Annotated in this window: 18 protein-coding genes; 6 read left to right on the top strand and 12 right to left on the bottom strand. The window is 44.5% G+C overall.

Features of this window, described 5'->3' with window-relative positions:
• Positions 1–10 precede the first annotated feature (10 nt).
• From C1E58_RS02930 to C1E58_RS02965, 8 genes are all read right to left on the bottom strand, one after another.
• On the bottom strand, positions 11–271 hold the full coding sequence (locus C1E58_RS02930) for a type II toxin-antitoxin system RelE family toxin (protein WP_029179226.1): 261 nt from the start codon (positions 269–271) through the stop codon (positions 11–13).
• A gap of 1 nt (position 272) precedes the next feature.
• Complete coding sequence (gene relB, locus C1E58_RS02935; protein ID WP_044687545.1) at positions 273–494, bottom strand: type II toxin-antitoxin system RelB family antitoxin; 222 nt, start codon at positions 492–494, stop codon at positions 273–275.
• Positions 495–609: 115 nt separating this feature from the next.
• Complete coding sequence (locus C1E58_RS02940; protein ID WP_024404395.1) at positions 610–1,395, bottom strand: L-threonylcarbamoyladenylate synthase; 786 nt, start codon at positions 1,393–1,395, stop codon at positions 610–612.
• A gap of 340 nt (positions 1,396–1,735) precedes the next feature.
• On the bottom strand, positions 1,736–2,329 hold the full coding sequence (gene leuD, locus C1E58_RS02945; protein WP_105209263.1) for a 3-isopropylmalate dehydratase small subunit: 594 nt from the start codon (positions 2,327–2,329) through the stop codon (positions 1,736–1,738).
• Positions 2,329–3,720, bottom strand: coding sequence for a 3-isopropylmalate dehydratase large subunit (gene leuC, locus C1E58_RS02950; protein WP_105209264.1), 1,392 nt, complete (start codon positions 3,718–3,720; stop codon positions 2,329–2,331). Before leuC ends, leuD begins: the two co-directional genes overlap by 1 nt.
• Complete coding sequence (leuB, locus tag C1E58_RS02955) at positions 3,717–4,769, bottom strand: 3-isopropylmalate dehydrogenase (protein ID WP_105209265.1); 1,053 nt, start codon at positions 4,767–4,769, stop codon at positions 3,717–3,719. The genes leuC and leuB overlap by 4 nt, the downstream gene beginning before the upstream one ends.
• Positions 4,770–4,777: 8 nt before the next feature.
• Positions 4,778–6,340, bottom strand: coding sequence for a 2-isopropylmalate synthase (locus tag C1E58_RS02960; RefSeq protein WP_105209266.1), 1,563 nt, complete (start codon positions 6,338–6,340; stop codon positions 4,778–4,780).
• A 409-nt stretch (positions 6,341–6,749) separates the two neighbouring features.
• Entirely contained in the window at positions 6,750–6,959 is a 210-nt protein-coding gene (locus C1E58_RS02965) for a GlsB/YeaQ/YmgE family stress response membrane protein (RefSeq protein ID WP_105209267.1), read from the bottom strand.
• Between the two features lie 297 nt (positions 6,960–7,256).
• Between C1E58_RS02965 and C1E58_RS02970 the strand changes: the two genes are divergently transcribed.
• Entirely contained in the window at positions 7,257–7,400 is a 144-nt protein-coding gene (locus tag C1E58_RS02970; protein ID WP_238142222.1) for a putative holin-like toxin, read from the top strand.
• 269 nt (positions 7,401–7,669) lie between these two features.
• Here the strand turns inward: C1E58_RS02970 and C1E58_RS02975 are convergent, their stop codons facing one another.
• Both C1E58_RS02975 and C1E58_RS02980 read right to left on the bottom strand, forming a co-directional pair.
• Entirely contained in the window at positions 7,670–7,903 is a 234-nt protein-coding gene (locus C1E58_RS02975; protein WP_105209268.1) for a GlsB/YeaQ/YmgE family stress response membrane protein, read from the bottom strand.
• A gap of 55 nt (positions 7,904–7,958) precedes the next feature.
• The gene (locus C1E58_RS02980; RefSeq protein ID WP_105116788.1) at positions 7,959–9,200 is read right to left on the bottom strand and encodes an aminopeptidase; all 1,242 of its coding nucleotides are present in this window, start codon (positions 9,198–9,200) and stop codon (positions 7,959–7,961) included.
• A gap of 148 nt (positions 9,201–9,348) precedes the next feature.
• Between C1E58_RS02980 and C1E58_RS02985 the strand changes: the two genes are divergently transcribed.
• From C1E58_RS02985 to C1E58_RS03005, 5 genes are read left to right on the top strand one after another with little or no spacing between them, the layout of a single operon-like run.
• Positions 9,349–10,050 carry a glycosyltransferase family 2 protein gene (locus tag C1E58_RS02985; protein ID WP_105209269.1) on the top strand — a complete coding sequence of 234 codons (702 nt, stop codon included), beginning with the start codon at positions 9,349–9,351 and terminating at the stop codon, positions 10,048–10,050.
• Positions 10,047–10,385, top strand: a complete 339-nt coding sequence (locus C1E58_RS02990; protein ID WP_105113836.1) for a DUF2304 domain-containing protein — start codon at positions 10,047–10,049, stop codon at positions 10,383–10,385. Before C1E58_RS02985 ends, C1E58_RS02990 begins: the two co-directional genes overlap by 4 nt.
• Entirely contained in the window at positions 10,378–11,631 is a 1,254-nt protein-coding gene (locus tag C1E58_RS02995; RefSeq protein ID WP_193441732.1) for a lipopolysaccharide biosynthesis protein, read from the top strand. Before C1E58_RS02990 ends, C1E58_RS02995 begins: the two co-directional genes overlap by 8 nt.
• Complete coding sequence (locus C1E58_RS03000; protein WP_105209270.1) at positions 11,624–12,409, top strand: glycosyltransferase family A protein; 786 nt, start codon at positions 11,624–11,626, stop codon at positions 12,407–12,409. Before C1E58_RS02995 ends, C1E58_RS03000 begins: the two co-directional genes overlap by 8 nt.
• A 9-nt stretch (positions 12,410–12,418) precedes the next feature.
• Entirely contained in the window at positions 12,419–13,876 is a 1,458-nt protein-coding gene (locus C1E58_RS03005) for a DUF2142 domain-containing protein (RefSeq protein ID WP_105209271.1), read from the top strand.
• A 263-nt stretch (positions 13,877–14,139) separates the two neighbouring features.
• Here C1E58_RS03005 and C1E58_RS03010 read toward each other — a convergent pair whose 3' ends face one another.
• Together C1E58_RS03010 and C1E58_RS03015 are read right to left on the bottom strand one after the other, a co-directional pair.
• A complete protein-coding gene (locus C1E58_RS03010; RefSeq protein ID WP_105209272.1) occupies positions 14,140–14,742 on the bottom strand; it encodes a nitroreductase family protein in 603 nt (200 codons plus the stop codon).
• Positions 14,743–14,886: 144 nt separating this feature from the next.
• Positions 14,887–19,278 carry a PolC-type DNA polymerase III gene (locus tag C1E58_RS03015; protein WP_105209273.1) on the bottom strand — a complete coding sequence of 1,464 codons (4,392 nt, stop codon included), beginning with the start codon at positions 19,276–19,278 and terminating at the stop codon, positions 14,887–14,889.
• Between the last annotated feature and the right edge of the window lie 60 nt (positions 19,279–19,338).

Raw genomic sequence — 19,338 nt, forward strand, 5'->3', positions numbered from 1 at the left:
TTAACAGCTATTAGTAAATATCTCTACGATGACCAAATTCAAGTGCCAGAATAACCATCCTATCATCCTGAATATCGCAAATCAATCGATAATCACCGATACGATAACGCCACTCATTGGCATGGTCCCCTGTCAATCCCTTGCCATGCAACCTCGGATTAACTGTACCATCTAGGTGTTTATCCACCCATGCAAATAATAATCTTTGGATTGGCTTATCCAATTTTCTGATTTGCTTCTGTGCCTTCTTAGAATACTCTACATGGAACATATTACAGACCAAGTTCCTTCTTGAAATCAGCATGACTGATGGTTTCAGGATCTTTCTGGTACTCCTCGTAGGCTTGACGGTAAATATTCAAATCATACTCATCCTCAATATCACGCTCAAGCGCCTTCTTAAATAAACTTGAAAGACTTTGACCAGTCAATTGAGCATAGCTCTTGAAAAATACTTCTTCCTCTTTGTTTAATCGAATAGTTACTGTACTCATCATCTTACCTCGCTTCTTTGTGTTACATTGTAACACATTTTGCAAAAATTGTAAACCAATACTATATAGATTAGAGCAAAAAACGACCCTTTCGGATCGTTCGTTCTACATTATCTTAATAGTATTCCCCTTGTCTATAGTCCCAAGAGTTGAAGTGGTCTGACAAGTGCATCATGATTTTATCGATGTCCAGACCCTTACGGATGACAACTGGGCATGGGCTGATAGAACGACTATCTGCACCTTGTTCTGGAATAAGTTTACCATCTTTGTCTACCATGGACACCATAACCCCTTGCTCATAGCGGGTTTCGATGGTCTTGTCTGGTTGGATAGATGCCACATAGTCGTCCGCCTCGATAATCAAGTCTACCTTAGACGCGATACGCTCACCGATACCTTCTACCTTACCACGATTTCCCTTACCTGATGGGTTAGCAGATGAAGCGTAGACCATACGACCTTCTTTTTCCCACATTTCCTTAGCAATCTGCTCGCCAGCCACACCAAACTTGATAACAAAGCACGAAGTCCCACGCACATCAGTCATCAACTCTTCACGACCGTCCCCATAAGCCTGCAACTTGGCATAAGCCTCTGGTTTCCAAGGCAGGATACAACCCAACAAAATGTCCTCATCCCAATGTTTTTGGTAGAAGGCATCAATCTCAGGAGTCAACTGAGCCAACTCACGAAGCTCCTCCATGCTACCACAAAGGACCACGCCCGGCTTATTACGCTTACGCTCTTTAGCGTCAAACTTCCGCTCCAAGCCAGCCTTGTCTGCAGTCATGATGATGTAACCAACCTTAGTCGGGCAAACAATCACGCCTCCCTCACCCTTGATAATCTCAAGACCTTCTTGTGAAAGTGTGCCATCCCAGTGAATTTGTTTCGTCATAATCATTTCCTCTTTTCTTTTGTTTCATAGCAGAGCGACCTGCTTGTTTTCTTCATATTTCGTAAGAGTCTTTCAGTTTACTTTTAGTACTAGCTCTAACTGTCTGGGAGACAGTTAGAGGTTGGAGATAAAACGAACATTGTTCGTGTTAACGAGCTGCAGACTGCTTCAACAGTCAGAGTAGTGACTGTTGAAGTTTTAAAACCATACTTACGATAGTAAGTAACGCTTGTAAAGTACGGCAAAGCGAGTTCAAATAATGATGAAATTATTTGAAGTTGGAAATAGGGAAACGGAGTTTCCTCGTTCGTCGCAGTAATAAAAGATAAAATGGAAGACTCTAGTTTTGCCAGTAGCTTGGTCTATTCAGTTCATACTCAGCAATCAAATCCTGATACTGTAATGTAATACCAATATCATCCAAGCCATTGAGCAACTTGTGTTTCCAATCCTGTTCGATGTCAAATGGGAATTCCCCAAAAGGCGTCCGTATCAACTGGTCTACCAAGTCAACCGTGATTTCTTGGTCTGGAGCCAGCTGAGCCAGTTGGTCCCTGACTTCTTTGGGCTGGATAATGGGCAGAATCCCATTGTTCAAATCATTGTTGTAATGAATATCTCCAAAGGAGCCTGCAATGATGACCTTGAAGCCATAATCTGCCAGAGCCCAAGCAGCATGTTCCCTAGAAGAACCTGCTCCGAAGTTATCCCCAGATATGAGGATACTGGCTCCTTGATAGGCAGGCTGATTGAGAATGAAATCAGGATTATCCGTGTAGTTATCATCCAAATACCGCCAAGCATAAAGCAGATACTTGCCAAACCCCTTTTTGTCAATCAGCTTGAGAAACTGCTTGGGCAGGAGCTGGTCAGTATCAATATTATCATTCATGAGCGGAACGGTCGTTCCTGTCCATGTGGTAAATTGGTGCATTAAACTCCCTCCTTGAGAATTTCTAGCTGTCTAGTGTCGACAAATCGTCCATAAAGCGCAGCTGCGGCAGCCATAGCAGGACTACACAAGTGGGTCTTGGCCCCAAAGCCCTGTCGGTCTTCAAAGTTTCGATTACTTGTAGAGGCACAATGCACACCTGCAGGCACCTTGTCTGGATTCATCCCCAGACACATGGAGCAACCTGGATCCCGCCACTCAAAGCCTGCCTCCATGAAAATTTTGTCTAGCCCAAGCTTTTCTGCAGCTCGCTTGACAGGGCGACTGCCTGGAACGACAATGGCCGTGACCTGCTCTGCTATTTTCCGCCCCTTAACAATCCTAGCTGCCAGCTGCAAATCGCTGAGTCGAGCATTGGTACAGGAGCCTAGGAAGACATAGCCAACGGGAATGTCCGCAGCCTTTTGCCCAGGAGCTAAGTCCATGTAAGCGTAGGCCCGCTCGTCGTTGTGGTCACGGATGGCTGGGAAGGTTTCGTCAAAGCTAACCCCCATAGCAGGCGTCGTTCCCCAAGTGACCATCGGTGCTAAGTCTGATACATCAAGGACTAGGTGCTTATCATAGACGGTGTCGGCATCTGAGTAGAGCTCCTTCCAGTCTGCCACCGCCGCCTCAAAGTCCGCTGGTGCACACTCCCGACCTCGCAGGTAGTCAAAAGTGGTCTGGTCTGGAGCCATAATGCCCATCTTAGAGCCGAACTCAATGGACATATTGCAAATGGTCATCCGCTCTTCCATGCTGAGGCTGTCGATGACTGGACCTGCAAATTCAACCACGTGACCCAAACCACAATCCACGCCGTAGCGGGCAATCAGAGCCAGGATAAAGTCCTTGGCATAGACACCTGTTTGCGCCTGACCGACAAATTCCACTAGGAGTCGCTTGGGTTTGACCTGCCAGATTGTTTGAGTAGCGAGAACGTGCTCAACTTCGGAAGTACCAATCCCAAAGGCAATGGCTCCAAATGCTCCGTGAGTCGCCGTATGGCTATCCCCGCAGACAATGAACTTTCCTGGCTGGGTCCTGCCTGTTTCTGGTCCAACCATGTGGACAATGCCCTGATGTTCCGAACCGTGGGCTGCGTGGGGAATGCCGAAATCTTCTATATTCTTCGCCAAAGCGTCCATCTGAGCCTTGGAAATGACATCACGGATATTGTGAATATCAACGGTTGGTACGTTGTGGTCAAAAGTCGCAAAGGTCAAGTCTGGGCGCCGAACAGGTCGCCCTGTATCCCTCAGTCCTTGAAAGGCTTGGGGACTGGTCACCTCGTGCACATAATGTTGATCGACATAGAGGAGCTGGGGCTGTCCTTCCTGCCCTGTAATCACATGGCGATCCCAGAGCTTATCGAAAATGGATTTGCCACTCATGGTGACCTCCTTTCAAGCTGTTCAATAATAGCCGCTGTCATTTCTTTGGTAGAGGCGCTACCACCTAGGTCTTTAGTGAAAATGCCCTGCGCAAAGACCGCTTCAACTGCCTGGCGAATGGTCTGACCTGCTTGGACCAAATCAAAACTTTCTTCCAGCATCATGGCAACAGATAGAATCATGCTGACAGGATTGGCAATGCCCTGACCAGCAATATCTGGTGCCGAACCATGAATAGGTTCGTAGAGACTGGGACCTGCCACCGCATGACTAGCAGAAGGGAGCACACCTAGCGTTCCTGTTAATACGCTGGCCTCATCCGACAGAATATCTCCGAAAAGATTTTCCGTCACCAAGACGTCAAATCGACTAGGATTGGTAATCAAAAGCATGGCTGCGCTATCCACCAACTGGTGCTCCAAGGTCACATCTGGGTAGTCCTTTGCCACCTCATCCGCTACCTTCCGCCACAATTTTGACGTCGCCAGTACATTTTGCTTATCAATGCTGGTGACTTTTTTCCGTCTTTTTTGGGCTAGGTCAAAGGCAGAGCGAACAACTCGTTCGATTTCCTCAGCTTGATAGGTATTGCTATCGCTGGCTTGGTCTGTCTCCAGAATATGCTCTCCAAAATAAATCCCACCTGTCAACTCTCGTACCATGACCAAATCCACACCATCCAGCCGGTCGGCTTTCAGAGGAGAATAGTCTTTCAGGCTATCAAAAATTTTCACTGGACGGATATTGGCAAAGAGACCCAATTCCTTCCGAAGTTGAAGCAGGCCTTGTTCTGGTCGAACAGCTGCATCATCATATTGAGGGCTACCGATAGCTGCTAACAAAATCGCATCCGCCTGACGGCAGGCTTGTAAGGTAGCATCTGGTAGAGGATGGCCAGCCGCATCAATCCCAGCGCCACCAAAAGCTCTTTCCTCAATCTCATAATCAAAGCCTACTTGCCCAGCAACAGCCTCGAGGACTGCTAGGCCAGCCTCCATGATTTCAGGACCGATTCCATCACCAGCCAAGGCTACTATTTTTTTCGTCATATTTCCTCCTAGCTAGTTGGCAACTCTTTCTCAGATAGTTTCTTATCCATCTGACCACTATTTTCTTTCTGTACCATGACATTGGCATGAATGTAAGCAATAGCTGAAGCCTTCAATACGTCGAAGTCAATACCAGAGGCGTTAAAGACAGTTTCCGTTGCCTTATTTTCTACAGCGACAAGCACACGCGCTTGGGCATCAATTCCATCGGTAATGGCGTCGATATGGTAGCGTTCCAAGCTGATTTCTTGGTGGAAGAATTGGTCAATGGCATTAAAGACAGCCTCAACCGAACCTTTGCCAGATTCCACAACAACCACTTCTTCCTCATCCTGATTGATAAAGATGACCTGAGCCTGAATGCTGCCGTCAGACTGACTATCCAAACGCAAATCTTTAAATTGGAAACCATCACGATTGCTGATTTCTGTCCCAGCTACCAAAGCACGAATATCTGCGTCTGTGATTTTTTCTTTCTTGTCCGCCAGATTTTTAAAGCGAGCAAACAAACTAGCAACGTCACTTTCTTCAAAATACAAGTCTAATTCCTTTAGCTTTTCCACAAAGGCATGGCGACCAGATAGTTTCCCCAGTGGCAGAGAATTTTTCTTGACCCCTACCAACTCAGGTGTAATGATTTCATAGGTCAATGGATTTTTCAAGACACCATCTTGGTGGATACCTGACTCGTGAGAGAAGGCATTGCCACCAACCACCGCCTTATTGCGCGGAATGGCAATCCCAGAAAAGCGAGAGACCAACTCCGAAGTATTGAGCGTTTCCTTTAGGATAATCGGACTAGTCACATCGTAAAAATCTTTCCGAATTTCAAGGGCAACAGCTACTTCTTCAAGGGCCGCATTTCCTGCCCGCTCACCGATACCGTTGATAGTCCCCTCGACACGACCGGCACCGTTTTTGATAGCTGAAAGGGTATTGGCAACAGCCATACCTAGGTCATTATGGCAATGGGGACTGAAAATAATCTCACGGTCCGATTTGACGTTGCTTGTCAAGTAACGGAAAATTTCTCCGTAATGCTGAGGAGTCGTAAAGCCGACTGTATCTGGAATGTTGATATAGGTCGCACCTGCATCTACCGCTGTCTGCACCACTTGAAGCAAATAATCCAACTCCGTCCGTGTCGCATCCTCTGGTGAGAACTCTACCACCTCAAAACGCTCACGCGCATAGCTGACATGTTCAGTGATTTGCGCCAAAATTTCTTCTTTGGTCTTTTGAAGTTTACATTCACGGTGAATGGGACTGGTCGCAATGAAAACATGAATTTGCGGATACTTAGCATCTTTCAGAGCCTCATAACAAGCATCAATGTCTGACTTGACTGAACGAGCCAAACCTGTCACAGCCGTCTTGGTCATAGCCGCCGCAATCTGACGAACCGCTTCAAATGAATCTGGACTAGCCGCTGGGAAACCCGCTTCAATGGCAGAAATCCCCCATTTCTCCAGCTGCTTGGCAATGGTCACTTTTTCCTTAATAGAAAAATTCACACCTGGCGTCTGTTCACCATCCCGTAAAGTCGTATCTAAAAATTCAATCACACGCATAAGAATACCTTTCTAATACAAGCCTAACATTAAAATATTATTAAGTTCTCCTTCTTGGTCCGTCTAAGGAACCAAATAAAAAGAAAACACCTCGAGGATTACTACCCGCGAGATGTTGTCAACAGCGCCCGCTTGGTAAGCCAAACAGGACTAATGCATTCTTTCAGCACTAGCCCGACCGTCGCAACAACAAAGCAAAGAATTTTGTAGTGACAGGTTTCATTTGACTTTTTCCTCTCAGTGTTCTGGAACCTGTTTTTACAGGTTCTTAATTGCTTACTATGATACCTTACTTATTTTCACTTGTCAACAGAAAAATGGAAATTTTCTGAAAAATCCGAACAATACAACAATTCATGCAAATCCAAACAATAAAGCCAAGCTCCATTTCAAAGCTCGGCTTTAGGTATCAATTCCGTCTGGAACTTGAAAAAATGGCCACCAACAACACTGCTCCAAAGACTGACGGTACCAGGGCCATACCAGCAAACTGTGGTCCCCAATCTCCAAAGAGCAATTGTCCAATCCATGAACCAGCAAGTTCAAGGATAATATTCCCTAGACAGCCCCGGCGGTCATCGGACGAAGTCAAAGCACCTGCGATAATACTTGTTAACATTTTGTATCCAGAATGTTTTTGGTATACTGAAAATGTAATACGTATTTACTTTTTATGGTATAATTATTTAGTAGAAAAGTGAAGACGGTGGCTCTCGGTTCTGCTCCAACAGTCTGGGGATAGACTGTTGGAGGTTGGAGATGAAACGAACCTAGTTCGTGTCAAAGAGGTGATGCCTATGGGCAATTCATCAAAATCTAACAGAAAGGCTAACCTATACTTGATGGCAAGTAAACTTGCTCATCAAGTAACGACAAATCCTATGGGATTTGTCTAAGGTGCGCACTAGTTTTATTTTTGAAAAATATCGTTTCAAAAATAAAACGTTGGGGAATGGTTTCGGCTGTTGAAGTTGTACAAACGATTCTAGCTTTTGGTAGCTTTACCATTGCTTTAGTCAGCTTGTGCTATAAAATCTTCAAAGAAAATGGCAAAAAATAACCCGTCCCCACTTTTGCGCGAGTAGGACGGATTAAATCTAAACTACGAGCCACCGTCTTTTTAACGGTTCTACGTTTGGTAGTTGTTAGCGCAACTACCTTTTTCTGTTTCTATTATAACATGAAAGCTGTAGAAAGCAACTTAGAATGATGTTTACATACCAGAAAAGTTGTGTCAATTTTTTAAAAAGCAAACTATTTGGCAATTCACGCAAATTCCTCCACAAATAAAAACCAAACCTCATCAGAAGTTTGGTTTTACAGTTCATATTAATTCCGTCTGGAACTGCTAAAAATGGCCACTAGCAATACTGCTCCAAAGACTGACGGTACTAGGGCCATTCCAAAAAACTGTGGTCCCCAATCACCAAAGAGCAACTGCCCAATCCACGAACCAGCAAGTCCAAGGATAATATTCCCTAGACAGCCACGACGGTCATCTGACGAAGTCAAAGCACCTGCAATCAAGCCAATTATGGCTCCCGCGATAATACTTGATAACATTTTATTTTCCTCCAATTCTTACAAAATAAGACTGGTTGCCCAGTCTTAAAATTCATTAGATAGCCCACTCACCGTCACGGAAGATTGGTACACGAGTCCCGTCTTCACGGATACCGTCAATGTTCATCTTGTTAGAACCAATCATGAAGTCCACGTGAACATCTGAACGGTTGAGACCAGCTTCTTTCAGCTCTTCTTGGCTCATTTCTGTACCACCTTCGATAGAGAAGGCATAGGCTTGACCAATCGCCAAGTGGTTTGAGGCATTTTCATCAAAGAGAGTGTTGAAGAAAGTCACACCTGATTGAGAGATTGGGCTCTTGTCTGGCACAAGGGCAACTTCACCAAGACCACGTGCACCAGCATTGTCAAAGACCAATTTTTTCATGACTTCGTCACCTTTTTCAGCCGTTACATCTACGATTTCACCGTCTTTGAAGGTTACTTTGATGCCTTCGATGATGTTACCATTGTAGCTGAGTGGTTTTGTTGACGTTACATAACCGTCTGCCACACGGTAGTCAGGTGCTGTGAAGACCTCTTCTGTTGGCATGTTGGCAATAAAGTGTTCACCTTGGGCATTGACCGAACCAGCCGCTTCCCACAAGTGGTTTTTCGGCATACCGAGAACAAGGTCAGTTCCTGGTGCTGTATAGTGTAATTTGACGAACTGCTCGTCGTTAAGGACCTTAGCTTTAGCCACCAAGCGTGCCTCGTGCTCTTCCCACGCCTTGATTGGATCTTCTTCGTAGATACGGCAAGTCTTGAAGATTTGGTCCCAAAGGAGGTCCACTGCCTCTTCGTCAGACGCTGCATTTGGGAAGACTTTTTTAGCCCATTCCAAACCAGAGGCTGCACCAAGTGTCCAACTAACCTTGTTCGCTTGCGTTGCTTGACGCATTGGCTGCAAAGCTTGACTGAGTGCACGAGCGCTGCGAGACAATTTCTCTGGATCCACACCGTCGTAAGCTCCTGGATCTTCAGACAAGACCACCAAACGACTTGCCTTGCGCTCCAAGAGGTAGTTCATTTCGGTAATGCGTTGTGGATGAACTTGTTCCAAAAGTTCCACATCTACATTGACCAAACGTTCACGCGCAATCACATCGTCCAACCAGTTGACCAAGACTTCAGCCGCACCGTGCGCATAAGCTTCTTTGACAATCAAACGAGCCAATTCAGCCTGTTCCACACCGATCGTCAACTGCACCGTGTGACCAGGTTGGACATTGATACCTGTTGAAACCAAGAGTTTGGCATATTTAGCGAGATTTTCTTTAAAATTTGGTAATACCATTTTTTTCTCCTTTGAAATGTAATACTAGATTATTGTATCATATTTTTTATAATTTTCCTCAATCTTAGTCAATAAATAACTATATGGAGTTGCATTCCTCATAGAAAAATTGGTACAATATATAGGACAACATTTAGGAGAATTGCATGTGAAAAAGTCTGAACTACTCATTATCATCCCAGCTTATAATGAAGAGGAGTCTATTCAAGGAGTCATTGAAAACCTCATACAACACTATCCCCAATTTGATTATCTCATCATCAATGATGGCTCAAAAGATAATACCTCTTTGATCTGTCACCAAAAAGGATACGCTATTTTAGATTTACCTATCAATTTGGGATTGGCTGGTGCTTTCCAAACAGGCCTACGCTACGCTTACAAACATGGTTACAAAAAAGCCATTCAATTCGACGCCGATGGTCAACACTTGCCAGAATATATCCAAGGTCTCTCTGATCAAATAGACCAGGGCTATGATTTAGTCATTGGTTCTCGCTTTATAAACCAGCCCAAAAATTGGTCCTTGAGAATGCTAGGCAATCGTCTCATCGCCAGTGCCATCAGACTGACGACAGGAAAGGAAATAGCTGACCCTACTTCCGGTATGCGCATGTTTAGCGCACCTCTCATCAAAGAATTTGCCTTGAATATTAACTATGGCCCAGAACCAGATACCGTTTCCTACTTGTTACGAAACGGCGTCAAGGTAAAGGAGGTTCAAGTAACCATGCAAGAGCGACAAGGAGGACAAAGCTATCTCACACTTTCTCGTTCGATTCAGTACATGATCCATATGTTTGCCTCCATCCTTATCATCCAAAACTTTAGAAAGCGAATGAACAAATGAGTTTATTATTTCAAACAATTCTTATCCTCGTATCTCTCCTTACAGGAATTCTGATACTCAGAAGGATACGAAAATCGCAGCTACAAATACCTGATGCCCTATTTTGGATTTTTTTCTCCGCACTCTTGCTTATCCTCAGTCTATTTCCAAGTTTAGCTGAAGCTATAACCAAATTGTTAGGCATTGCCTTACCAGTTAATTTCATTTTTCTCTTTATCATTTTTTTACTGATTATCCATCAATTCCAGCTGACTATGCGGCTATCAAAATTAGATAATAAGCTAAAAGAACTAGCACAAACTATTGCGATCGAACGGTTTGATAAAGATGAATAATACACAAAAATCAGTTTATTTTTGGAATATGGTTGGTAATCTAGCTGCGGCTGCTGTATCTGTCCTCTATCTGCTTATTGTATCGCGCTTTTCAAACGCAAAAACGGCAGACGACTTCAGTATGGCCTATGCTATCGGTAATCTTTGGGTAGTGATCGGTCTCTTTCAGGTAAGAAATTATCAAGGGACTGATATCAAAGAAGGCCATTCTTTTGCTGCCTACTTATTAGCGCGTAGCTATTCTTTGATACTTATGGTCGCAACCATTCTGCCCTATCTCCTTCTCACTCAGTATCAGTCCAGCTATGAACTTGTCCTCTTGGTCATTCTTTATCGTGTAGGCGATGTTATCTCTGACTTATTTCAAGGTTTTTTCCAGCAACGAGACCGACTGGATCTAGCAGGGAAACATATGACCATCCGCTACACCGCTAGCACCTTCGTACTGACCACCTCACTAGCTATCGGAAAACATCTGCCCCTGGCTCTAGCTCTTATGGCAATAACCAACCTGACCTTAGTCTTCCTTTTAGATCGCCGACAGGCTCAGAAATTGCATCCAACTAAACCCTATTCTCTATTTGAAACATCATTACATAAGGATGCCTATACTATTTTGCGTGCCTGTCTCCCTCTTTTTATCAATGGTTTCCTACTCACTTATATCTTTAATGAACCAAAACAAGTCATCGAAACCGGCCTAGCAGATGGACGTCTGATGACGGGCATGCAACGTGATTTCAGCATTCTATTTATGCCTGTATTTTTCATGAGTCTTTGTGTACTAATCCTGCGTCCATTGATTACCAGTTTAGCTAAACTTTGGTACCAACATAGCTACCAGGAATTTCGTCAGATTTGCAATCGCTTGGTACTAGGCTTGTTCATCGGAGGCAGTCTAATCAGCCTATTGGCTGTCGGCATAGGCACTCCCATCCTGAGCCTTCTATTTGGGATTGATTTGACAAGCCATAATCTGACACTAGGAATTCTAGTTTTTTCAGGGATTCTATATTCCCTAGCTATTGTTTTTGAAAATCTTATCACCATATTTCGACAACAAAAAATCCTGGTCTTTGTCTACCTCCTGCTATTTATCTTTTCCAGAATCATTACTAGCCCGCTCATTTTTCATTATCAATTACTTGGAGCTGCAATCAGTTTCTTACTAACAATGACCATATACGCTCTAGTCATGGGGCTACTAACTATCTATCTCTATTCCAAAGGAAAAAAGAATGTCTAATTTACAGTCACTACATACCTTCATTATCTGTGCCTATGGAGACAGTCCTTTTTTAGAATCCTGTATCCAGTCACTGCAAGGGCAAACTGTCTCCTCTTCTATCCAGCTCTATACTTCTACACCTAGTAAACACATTCAACAACTTTGTGAGCAATATGCCATTCCTATGCATTCTTCTATAGGTGGAGGTATTGGAAAAGATTGGAACAATGCTCTCTCCTTTACTTCCACTCCCTATGTAACTATTGCCCACCAAGATGACATCTATCAACCAAGCTACGCTGAAGAAATGCTTACATCTCTTCAAAACAACCCAGAAAACCTTATTGTCTTTTCAGACTATATGGAATGTAAGAATGGACAAACTATCTCCCGTAATACCAATTTAACCGTCAAACGAATCCTACTAAAAGGACTATCCTTGTTCCCACAGTCCAAGACCTGGAGACATTTTATCCTCAGCTTTGGGAATTCAATTTGTTGCCCTGCTGTCACCTATAACATGGATAAACTAAGGGGCTTTCAGTTCAATGAACAAATGCGCACCAATTTAGATTGGTATGCCTGGTATCAAATAAACCAGTATAAGGGAGTTTTCTCCTATATCCCAAAACCACTTATGTATCATCGCATTCACCAAGAATCCGAGACCTCACAGACCATCGCTGACAATACTCGGACAAAGGAAGACTTGATGATGTTTGAACTATTTTGGCCGAAACCGCTTGCCCATCTAATCAATGCTTTTTATATCAAAGGGCAGGACTCAAATCATTAGGAGGTTCTTGTGTTACATAAACTTAACCAAAATAAATGGTACTTGTTTGCCAGCTTCATTGCTTGTTCTACAGTTTATACGATTTATATACGAGACTATCACGCATCCGCAGCTGTCTATCCTCTAGCCTTATTCATGATTGGTTTCATTCCCTTACTCCCTAAGAGGCAAGATCTAGCTTGTTTGCTTGTTTTACTACTATCTGGTGTGGCCTTCTCTATCATTACTCCTGTGTTAAACACCCCAGATGAATATGTTCATCTTTCTCGTGCTATGCATATCGCACAAGGAGATATCAATTTAGACAATAATCCAGAAAATCTCCAAATATCTGAAGACTACTTTGTCATTATTGATGACTACAATATGCCTCCCTTGGCTGTGAATGCCTTTGAACATCAACCTAGCTCTACAGAGGTTCCTTTTAGGGGCCTAGCTGATTTCCGCACAACCAATGCCTATTGGTTTATCGGCTATATACCTCAGGTTATCGGCATTACACTTGGACGAATATTACATTTAAATGTCGGTCTTATCTACTACCTCGGTCGAATTCTTAACGCTCTTTGTTATGCTCTATTGGCTTATATAGCTGTCAAATTAAGTGGTAACTTTAGACAGGTTATGATGCTGATTGTACTCATGCCAATGAACATTTTTCTAGCCGCTTCCTATAACCAAGACGGGGTTGCACTAGGACTCATCTATGTTATAATCGGACTCTTTATCCACTATCTAACCAGACAGAAACCGATTGGCTATCCAGAGCTTGTCATTTTTACGGCTCTTTCTTGCCTGATTATCACATTAAAATTGCCTTATATCCTATTGATGGGACTTCTTTTCTTTATCCCCAAAGAACGCTTCTCCATCAAATCTCCCTTCATCACCATTCTGTTAGCTTCCTGCATCATTTTTGCTCTAACGGCCATCTGGTTTATCGGTTACCAACAAATAAAATCAACAACCACTCTTCAAGGGGTCGGTTTAGTTGGACAAATCCAGTACTTCTTATCCAACCCCACTCATGGATTGTTAGCTCTATCAAAAGAATTCTTCATGACCCCTCATCGCTTAGTCATGTTGTTCTACTTTGGAATCTTGAACTTGCCGATGCGGGAAACCTTAATCCCAATTTTTACCTTCTACTTATGCGTTATCGCTAGCAATTTAGGACAGAAACACATTGCTCTTCGCAGTCGTATCGGTAGTATTCTCATCGGTTTGGGAATCATATGTGCTATTATTCTCGTTATGTATCTAACCTGGACCAAAATTGGCTACGGACATGTAGATGGCATTCAAGGCCGTTACTACCTAGGAGTATTACCCCTTTTTGCACTATCCATAACTACCCTACCTATAAAGGCTTTTACACCTTTCCGCATACCTGATGATTTTGTTATCAAAGGTAGTTGGATTGTCTTAACAATGGTATTAGTATTTATCGTCCTATCTACCTACTAATACTCACTATCAGACTAGCGTAACAAACTGGAAGCCACCCTTTTGTTGCTAGAAATCATAAAAAAACTAGATAATAGTCATATTAAGGAGACATTATCTAGTTTTTTATTATACTCAATGAAAATTGGAATCAGACTAGGCGACGCAGATGTAAATAGACCCCCGCTCCTCTCCTGTTTCAAGGGAGTAGGCTACAAAGCTCCACTGGATCTTTACACTCCCAAGGTAAGCTAACAACGGATAATTCCAATTTTCGCAGGGTATTAGTTACCAAAAACCTTTACACGGTCCCCATTCGCCATATAGTCTTTATCTGCTGCTGGAGCTGCGATGCTACCGAATGGTGCTTGGGCACGGAGTTTCCAGTTAGCTGGGATACCGTATTTTTCAGCAACTTGTGCATCAACCAGTGGGTTGTAGTGTTGTACGTTCATACCGATATTTTTCTCAGCGAAAGCCAACCATACTGCGTACAAGTTGATACCATGAGCTTGCTCAGACCAGATTGGGAAGTTTTCAGCGTAAAGTGGGAAGCTTTCTTGCAAGCCTTTGACAACATCTTGATCCTCGAAGAACAAGATAGTACCAGCACCAGCCGCAAAGCCAGCCAAGCGACCTTTTGTAGCTTCAAATGCTTCTGCTGGCGTTACTTTTTCCAATTCGCTGTAGGCAATTTCGTTCCAGAAAGCTTCTGACTCCGCACCAAAAAGTACCACTGCACGGCTAGATTGTGAGTTGAAAGCTGATGGAGCTTCTTTCATGGCTTTCTCAACAAGTGCGACCACTTCTTCATTTGATACTGGCAAGTCTTTACCAAGTGCGTAGATTGAACGGCGAGTTTCTTGAAGTTTTGCAAAATTTGACATATAGTTTCCTCTTTTCTTATTGTTACTACATAGTAGTTTTTATCACTATGTAGAGATTATATACCTATTCTAATCCAGAGTCAAGAGGTTTGACTTCAATTTTTTAAAAAAATTCACTGCTTCCAAAAGAAACAGTGAACAAGTTTAAAACAAATCATCAAAGAGACTGAGCTGGTTATCCTCTGGCATTTTGCCCAGGATTCCCATTTCATCCATTTTTTCGACAAGAGTGCTGGACAGACCACCACGTTTGCGAAGTTCTGTCTTAGAGAGAAATTCTCCTTCCGCACGCGCAGCAACTACCTGCTTGGCAACGTTCTCTCCCAGACCATCCATGGCAACAAATGGTGGGATGAGGGTGTCGTCTTCAATCAAGAAGTCGGTCGCATGAGACTTGTAAAGATCCAATTTGCCGAACTTGAAGCCACGTTCTAGCATTTCATTTACCAATTCAAGTGTGGTGTAAAGGTCCTGCTCAACGTTTGAAGCCTCATTGTTTTTCTTCTTGAGGGCAATCTCTTCCATCTTGGCCTTGACTCGATCCAGACCACCGGACATGGTTGCTAAATCAAAGGCCTTGGCACGAATGGAGAAATAGGCACAGTAATAGTAGATTGGATAATGAACCTTGAAATAAGCAACCCGCAAGGCCATCATAACGTAAGCAGCCGCGTGGGCTTTGGGGAACATGTACTTGATTTTTCCACAGGATTCGATGTACCAGTCTGGCACCTTGTTGTCCTTCATAGCTTGAATATAGCCATTTCGCTCTTCCTCAGAAATCTTGAGCCACATGCCCTTCCGCACCCGTTCCATGATGTTAAAGGCCATCTTGGGTGGCAAACCTGCGTGCATAAGGTAAACCATGATGTCATCCCGACAACCGATAACGGTGGATAGGTCGGCAATTCCTGCCTTAATCAAGTCCTGGGCATTGCCCAACCATACGTCTGTACCATGGGATAGACCAGACAACTGCAAGAGTTCTGCAAAGGTGGTCGGCTTGGTTTCCTCCACCATTCCCCGTACAAAGTTGGTCCCGAATTCCGGAATACCCAGCATACCTGTCGGCGTCCCAATCTGCTCTGGGGTAACTCCCAAAATTTCCGTACCTGAGAAAAGGGCCATCACTCCCTTGTCATCAGCAGGAATGGTCTGCGGATCAATGCCCGACAAGTCCTGCAGCTTGCGAACCATGGTCGGATCATCGTGTCCCAGGACATCGAGCTTCAAGACGTTTTCATCAATATCGTGGAAGTTAAAGTGGGTGGTCTGCCAGTTGGCCGTCACATCATCGGCAGGATATTGGACAGGCGTAAAGTCATAGACATCCATGTAGTCAGGGAATACGATAATTCCTCCTGGGTGCTGACCTGTCGTTCGTTTGACCCCAGCCGCACCAGCAGCCAAACGTTCCACCTCTACATCACGGTAGAATTTGCCATAATCCCGCTCATAGCCTCGAACAAAACCATAGGCCGTCTTAGCAGCTACCGTACCTACCGTTCCTGCACGGAAGGCATTTTCTTCGCCGAAAATATCCCGTACATCCAAGTGGGCAGAGGGTTGGTCATCCCCTGAGAAGTTCAAGTCAATATCGGGAACCTTGTCTCCATCGAAACCAAGGAAAGTCTCGAAAGGAATGTCCTGTCCATCTTTTTTATACTTGGTGCCGCATTCTTCACAGTCCTTATCTGGCAGGTCAAAACCTGAACCATAGGAACCATCTGTGATAAATTCACTGTGTTGACAATTTGGACAGACATAGTGAGGAGGCATAGGGTTTACTTCGGTAATCCCAATCATGGTCGCAACGAAACTGGAGCCGACAGACCCCCGTGAACCAACCAGATACCCTCGTTCATTTGACCGTTGCACCAACATCTGCGATGCCAGGTAAATCACGGCGAAACCATTACCCAGAATGGATGTCAGTTCCTTTTCAATCCGCAGGTCAATAATATCTGGAAGAGGATTGCCATAAATTTCAAAGGCTTTTTGATAGGTCAATTCCGCAACCGTTTCCTCGGCCTTTTCGATATATGGTGTATAGAGGTCGGTCTTAACCACCTGGACATCTTCAAACCGGTCCAGCATAGCATTTGGATTGGTAATGACAATCTCACGGGCTAGACTTTCACCCAAGAATGCAAACTCGTCCAACATCTCGCTAGTTGTTCTAAAGTGGGCTTTTGGCAGGGGTGCTGGCTGGGCATTCTCACCATTTCCGATAGTCCAGTTAATCGGTGCCCCTTGACCGAGGGCCCGAACAATAATTTCCCGATAGATTTCCTCTTCGGGGTCAATGTAGTGGACATTTCCAGTCGCCAGAACAGGCAGACCTGCCCTACGTCCTACCTCAATCAACTGCTTGATGGTTTCTTCAATCTCTGCCATGTCCTTGAATTGCTCCTTGGCAATCATAGGAGCGTAGAGAGCTGGAGGCATGACCTCGATAAAATCATAATAGCCCGCTGTCTTAACCGCATCATCCATTCCCTTAGAAAGCAAGTCATCAAAAACCTCGCCCTCTTGACAGGCTGTTCCTAGTATCAAGCCTTCTCGGTGGGCATCCAGAACCGTTCTGGGAATGCGAGGAACTCCCTCAAAATACTTGGTATTGGACAGGGAAACCAGCTTGAAGATATTTTTCAAACCAACCTGATTGACCACATAGAGCGTAGCGTGTTTGACACGGGCCTTCTTATAAGAATCCTCGGCCACCAATTCTGTATTGAGCTGGTTGAGATTGGTCAGATTGTGTTTCTCCAAGGCTTCTTTTAGGAAGATAAAGAGCAGGCGACCAGTGGCCTCCGCATCATAGTTGGCCATGTGGTGATGCTCAAGGGCAACACCAAACCGCTTGGTCAAGGCCGCCAGACCATGCCGCTTGTAGTCTGGATAAAGATTTCGTGCAAATTCTAGCGTATCGATAACCGGTTGGCTGATGATAGGCATGCCAGCTCGCTCGTAGTTGACATTCATGAAACCAACGTCAAAGGTGGCATTGTGGGCAACCATGATGGAATCCTGGCAGAAGTCCTGAAACTCCCGCAGAACTTGCTCCAAGGGCTTGGAACCACGCACATGCTCATCTGTAATCCCTGTCAGTTCAGTCGTAAATTTACTGAGCGGGTGACCTGGGTCAATAAATTCATCAAATTCCGCAATGATATTACCCTTGTGCATCTTAGAGGCCGCAATCTGAATTAGGGCATTGTTGACCGCAGAAAGACCGGTCGTTTCCACGTCAAAGACCACATAGGTCGCATCAGATAGAACCATATCCGCTTCATTGTAGACAATGGGAACTGAGTCCTCAACAATATTGGCCTCCATCCCAAAGAGGGGCTTAATACCAGCCTTACGAGCAGCATGGTAGCCATGGGGGAAGGATTGAACATTGCCGTGGTCTGTAATGGCCACCGCCTTGTGTCCCCAAGCCGCAGCACGCGCCACCAAGTCCTCAACAGCAGGCAAGGCATCCATAGTGGACATGTTGGTATGGGCATGAAACTCGACCCGCTTCTCCCCCTCAGGCATGAGATCCTTACGGATTTCCTTCTTGACCTCTTGGACTTCCTGGACATTCATAGTCAAATCACGGGTGAAATTATTGGTTTCCACATTGCCTCGCACCCGTAACCAGTTGCCCTTTTTGACCATATCAAACTTCTGGGCCTCTTCCTCATTCTTAGCCCACTTCTGCAAGGTAAAGGACGAAGTATAGTCAGTCATCTTAAAGTTGATAATGACCCGCCCCGTCTTGGTCGTCTTCTGCTCGACCTCAAAGACCAGACCCTCAAAGACAATCCGGTTCTCCTCGCTATCCACCTCAATCATAGGCGTAATCTCAGCCTTTTCAATATTGACCTTGGCAGGACGATTTTTCTTATATTCTGGGACAAATGGCTGAGCTGCCTCTGGTGGTGGGGCCATTTGAGCCAGTTGTTCCAGGGCCGCCAGGTTTTCTTCATTAGCCTGCTGGTAGATTTCCTCATTCTGCGCATGGAAGGCCGCAGCCTGCTGCTGCGTCATATCCTGACAAACTTCGATATCCACCGCAAGAGTGCCAAAACCAAATCGCTTGTATTGCTCCACAAGATTTGGCAGATGATTCTTCCGAAAATGAACGGTGTCAATGGTTTCAGGCCCTTTTATCCACAGGGTATCCTCCCGATAAGCAACCTCCAAAGACTGAAACAGGGCCTTGAAGCCAGCACTCTGGCACAAATCTTCCGTAAAGGCTTCTGGATAATAGGCTTCTACCAAACCAGCTTCAAATGCTTCCGCATCGCTGACAATAGAAAACTGGATTTTATTGCCCACCTTTTCAAATTCCGTCGTCAAACGAGCCTTGAACAGTCTATAGTCCACCAGCGGCAAGGGCTTTTCAAAACGGAAGGTAAATTCCCAGAGCTTGCTGACCTTATGCAAGACCACTTTCTCAATCGTTGCAGTCGAAAAAGCCCCTGATTGCTGGGCATCAAGAGGCATCCCGATTTGTTGAAGCAAGAGCTGAAACTTATCTGACATGACCATTTCCTTTGTAGTTCGTTAGAAACATTTTACCATAAATGGAAGAAATTTTCTTGG

Origin of the sequence: Streptococcus suis (assembly GCF_002964575.1) — a bacterium.
Classification (GTDB): domain Bacteria; phylum Bacillota; class Bacilli; order Lactobacillales; family Streptococcaceae; genus Streptococcus; species Streptococcus suis_R.